This window comes from Streptomyces phytophilus, assembly GCF_013870535.1.
In the GTDB taxonomy this organism is placed as follows: Bacteria; Actinomycetota; Actinomycetes; order Streptomycetales; family Streptomycetaceae; genus Streptomyces; species Streptomyces phytophilus.
Window position 1 is genome coordinate 1 of sequence record NZ_JACBXC010000837.1, and the last position, 2,740, is coordinate 2,740.

The 2,740-nt window shown below is 73.1% G+C and carries 3 protein-coding genes; 2 read left to right on the forward strand and 1 reads right to left on the reverse strand.

The genetic code is table 11. The features are described 5' to 3' along the window. The coding region (locus tag H5J30_RS25955; protein ID WP_181789772.1) for an MMPL family transporter at nucleotides 1-1,002 on the reverse strand (1,002 nt) is incomplete at its 3' end. A gap of 84 nt (nucleotides 1,003-1,086) precedes the next feature. On the opposite strand from H5J30_RS25955, the gene H5J30_RS25960 reads away from it, so the two are divergent. Continuing rightward, the gene (locus tag H5J30_RS25960) at nucleotides 1,087-1,746 is read left to right on the forward strand and encodes a TetR/AcrR family transcriptional regulator (RefSeq protein WP_181789773.1); all 660 of its coding nucleotides are present in this window, start codon (nucleotides 1,087-1,089) and stop codon (nucleotides 1,744-1,746) included. A 321-nt stretch (nucleotides 1,747-2,067) separates the two neighbouring features. Next, nucleotides 2,068-2,740, forward strand: a 673-nt coding sequence (gene hpnC, locus H5J30_RS25965) for a squalene synthase HpnC (protein ID WP_181789774.1), incomplete at its 3' end; no start/stop codon positions are given.

The window sequence follows — 2,740 nt, forward strand, 5'->3', positions numbered from 1 at the left end:
GACGCGGTGGCCGAGGACGGCGAGCAGAGCGGGGATGACCACCAGCGCGCTGATCGCGGCGATGGCCACGACGCCGATGCCGGCGTAGGCGAAGGAGCGCAGGAAGTACTGCGGGAAGACCAGCAGGGCGGCGAGCGCCGCGACGATCGTGGCGGAGGAGAACGCGATCGTACGGCCCGCGGTCGCCACCGTGCGCCGGACGGCCGCCGGCACCTCGTCGCCCGCGGCCAGCTGCTCGCGGAACCGGCTGACCAGCAGCAGCCCGTAGTCGATGCCGAGGCCGAGGCCCAGCGCGATGGTGAGGTTGACCGAGAAGACCGAGACGTCGGTGAGGCTGCCCAGGACCCACAGCTCGGCGAACGTGCCGAAGACGGCTACCAGCCCGATGGCCAGCGGCAGCAGCGCCGCGATGAGACTGCCGAAGGCGAGGACCAGCAGCACGAGGGTGACGGGTACGGCGATCGCCTCGGCCAGCGCCAGGTCGGCGGCGACCTGGGTGGAGACGTCGTTGCTCACCGCGGCCCCGCCGCCGGCCCGCACGATGACGCCGTCGCGGGTGCCGGTGTACTCGTCGGTCAGCTCCTTGGCGTGGTCGGCCTCCTTCTCGTCGCCGCCTTCGACGTGGGCGAGGACGAGGGCCTGGCTCCCGTCCTTCGACGTCAGCCCCTCTCCGCCGCGGTCCCAGTACGACAGCACGCTGCCCACCGCGGACTGGGCCCGCAGCCCCTCGGTCACCTCCAGCCCCCGCTCGCGGGCCGCGTCCCCGCCGGGCCCCCCGGACTCGGCGGAGACGAGCAGGACCAGGTTCGTATCGCCCCCGAATCTGTCGTCGATCACCTCCTGCGCCCGGCTCGACGGCGACCCCGGATCGCTGAAGCCGCCGGCGCTGAGTTTGCCGAAGGCCCCGAAGCCGAGCGCCGCCATGGCGACGACCGCGACGGCGGCGAGCGTGAGCACGAGCCGGGTCCTGCGCAGTACGAGCTCCGCAATGCGTGTCAGCACGGTGCTCCCCTTCCCATGTTTATGGCGTTAACATTGACCCTTGCAGGTGATGTTAATGCTGTCAACATGGGGCATGATGCGACTATGAGCGAGGGCAGGAGCGGCAAGGCCGGATACCACCACGGCGACCTGCGGAACGCGCTGGTCGACGCGGCGTCGGAGCTGGCCCGCGGCGGCGGGCCCGAGGCGGTCGTGCTGCGCGAGGCGGCCCGGCGCGTCGGCGTGTCGCCGACGGCCGCGTACCGGCACTTCGCCAACCAGGCCGATCTGCTGCAGGCCGTCAAGGACGAGGGGCAGCGGCGGCTGGCGGACTCCATGGAGGAGGCGATCGCCGAGACGGAGCCGCGCCCCGGCGGCGATCCGGCCGAAGCCGCCAAGGCCCGGCTGATGGCCCTGGGCTTCGGCTACGTGCGCTTCGCCGTGACCGAACCGGGCATGTACCGCACGGCCTTCTGCCGGGCCGGCCCCGACCGGGAGAAGTGGACCGAGGAGGGCGGGGCCGCCGAGCTGCGTCCCGGCGACGCCCGCTCCTTCCGGCTGCTCGTCGGCGCCGTGGACGCCATCGACGCCGCGGGCGTGATGCGGCCGGGCTCGCGGACGGGCGCGGAGTTCGCCGCCTGGTCCTCGGTGCACGGACTCGCCATGCTGATCCTCGACGGGCCGCTGCACGACCTGCCGCCCCGTCAGCGGGAGGTGATCGTCACCCGCACGCTCACCACGATCCTCGACGGCCTCACCGTGTGACCGGCAAACGCCTTGCCCGGCACGGCGTTTCGCACTTCTCGGCGAGCCGGCGAATTGAGGTGACCACCACATGCCGCGTCTTGGTCCTGTACGGCGTACGCTGGACCGGTGCTGTTTGGCGGCATGTGGGCGATAAGGGAGCTTGGGGGTCGCCCCGGACCTGCTCGGGGTCACGACGCCGGCGGCGGCGTGTCCGGAATGGGCACATCTGGGTACGCGGTGTAGAACGGGAGTCGTGACGGCTATGGCGAAGACGAAACCCCAGCTCGAAGGCGCGCCCGCCGTCTGCGCCCCGGGGGCGGCAGCCCAGGGCAGTCGCCGGTGACCCCGGCGGACGACGCTCCGTCGCGCGCCGTACTCGGCCAGGCCGCCGACGAGAACTTCCCCGTGGCCCCGTTCTTCCTGCCCCGTGCCTGGCGCGCCGATCTCATGGCGCTCTACGGCTACGCCCGGCTCGTCGACGACATCGGCGACGGCGACCTCGCCCCCGGGGGCGCCGACGCCGCCGCGCTCGGCCTCGGCCCCGACGAGGCCGACGACCCCCTCGCGCTCCTCGACGGGCTCGAAGCCGACCTGGAGCGGGTCTTCAACCCCGGCGCCGCACCCGGCCACCCCCTGCTGCGCCGGCTGCAGCCCACCGTCCGCCGCCACCGGCTGTCCCCGCAGCCGTTCCACGGCCTGCTCCAGGCCAACCGGCAGGACCAGAAGGTCCGGCGCTACGAGACGTACGCCGAGCTGGAGGGCTACTGCGAGCTGTCCGCCAACCCGGTCGGCCGGCTCGTCCTCGCCGTGACCGGCACCGAGAGTCCCGAGCGCATCCGGCGTTCGGACGCGATCTGCACCGCTCTGCAGATCGTCGAGCACATCCAGGACGTGGCCGAGGACCTCGGCCGGGACCGCATCTACCTCCCGGCCGAGGACATGCGCCGCTTCGGCGTCACCGAAGCGGACCTCGCCCGCCCCCGCGCCGGCGAGCCGGTGCGCGCCCTGATCC

Coding starts and splice junctions, on each gene's coding strand:
- H5J30_RS25960 (WP_181789773.1), top strand. CDS start 1,087: ATGAGCGAGGGCAGGAGCGGCAAGGCCGGATACCACCACGGCGACCTG.